The sequence below is a fragment of the Methylobacterium sp. B1 genome, assembly GCF_000333255.1.
In the GTDB taxonomy this organism is placed as follows: domain Bacteria; phylum Pseudomonadota; class Alphaproteobacteria; order Rhizobiales; family Beijerinckiaceae; genus Methylobacterium; species Methylobacterium fujisawaense.
In genome coordinates this window covers 1-1085 of the sequence record NZ_BACT01000834.1, presented here as the reverse complement: position 1 = coordinate 1085, position 1085 = coordinate 1, and the positions used below count along the sequence as shown (strand labels likewise).

2 protein-coding genes are annotated in these 1085 nt (G+C 73.6%); one reads left to right on the top strand and one right to left on the bottom strand.

The window, feature by feature from the left end; genetic code table 11:
* On the top strand, positions 1-308 hold a 308-nt coding region (locus I53_RS34255), incomplete at its 5' end, for a hypothetical protein (RefSeq protein WP_043355484.1).
* Positions 309-524: 216 nt separating this feature from the next.
* Here I53_RS34255 and I53_RS24135 read toward each other — a convergent pair.
* Positions 525-965: a DUF1489 domain-containing protein gene (locus tag I53_RS24135; RefSeq protein ID WP_043355482.1), complete on the bottom strand. Its 441-nt coding sequence runs from the start codon at positions 963-965 to the stop codon at positions 525-527.
* Between the last annotated feature and the right edge of the window lie 120 nt (positions 966-1085).

The window sequence follows — 1085 nt, the reverse complement described above, 5'->3', positions numbered from 1 at the left end:
AGATGATCGAGCATCGGACCGCGGTCGACCTGTGGGAGCGGTACCGCCGGGGCGAGCCGAACCTGTTCGACCCGCGGATCTACACGCCGCAGGGCCGGGCGACCTTCGCGGAGATCCAGCGCCGGTACCGGTCGGATGCGGAGTTCCGCCGCAGCGTCGACCGCTACGTCAGCGAGTTCGAGCGCCTGCTCGGCGACGTGGTCAAGAACGACAGCGACGCCAAGCGCACCGATGCCTACCTGACCTCCGAGACCGGCAAGGTCTACACGATGCTGGCCCATGCCAGCGGGCGCTTCGACGGGGCGTAGGACGGATCCCGCCGGGGCCGAGATGGCTCCGGCGGGTTCGCAGGCCGGCGTGAGAGCTGTCCCACCCTTCCCCTCACCTGAGGGGCCCGCGGCAGCAGGCCTCGCAGGGATGCAGGGATCGCAGCGCCGTCTGGAGGGCTTCCTTCGCGGCCACCGCCGTGCGCCGGCGCCTCAGGAGGGCGTGCGGGGGACTGAGCGGTGGGGGGCGCTACATCCTCACAGCAGGCCGAGGCCGACCAGCTCGCGCCGCAGGGCCTCGGGCATCTCGGCGAGGTCCCCCGACGCCTCGGCGCCGAGGTCGGCCGGCGCGTCGCGCGCCGTGAGGTAGCGCCAGCCCTGGAAGGGCCGGCAGGGCCGGGGCGCCACCGGGACGAGGCGCGGATCGAAGACCAACCGGCAGCGCGGGATGCCGTCCTCGCCGGTCAGCGGTTCGATCGCGGTGATCGCCTGCCGGCAGGACAGAGTCCCCCGGATCACCCAGTAGATCGAACCGCGCCCGGTGATCTCCCGGTGGCGCTTGGGCAGGGTGCGGGTGACGTGGAACGGGGCCGCGGGCCGGCCGTCCCGGAGCACCTCCTCCCGGAACCGGGCCTGCCGGGCCTCGAGGTCGGCGATGGTGGCGGGGCCGACGCAGAGCTTGATCAGGTGCAGGGCCACGGACGTGCTTGCTCGGGATTGCCGGGGGCGGCCCTGATAGCAGGGTCCGCGTCGGGACGCGCCTGCCGAACCGCCTCAGGCGGATGCGGCGGCGCGGTCTTCCGTGCGCGCGGATGGCCG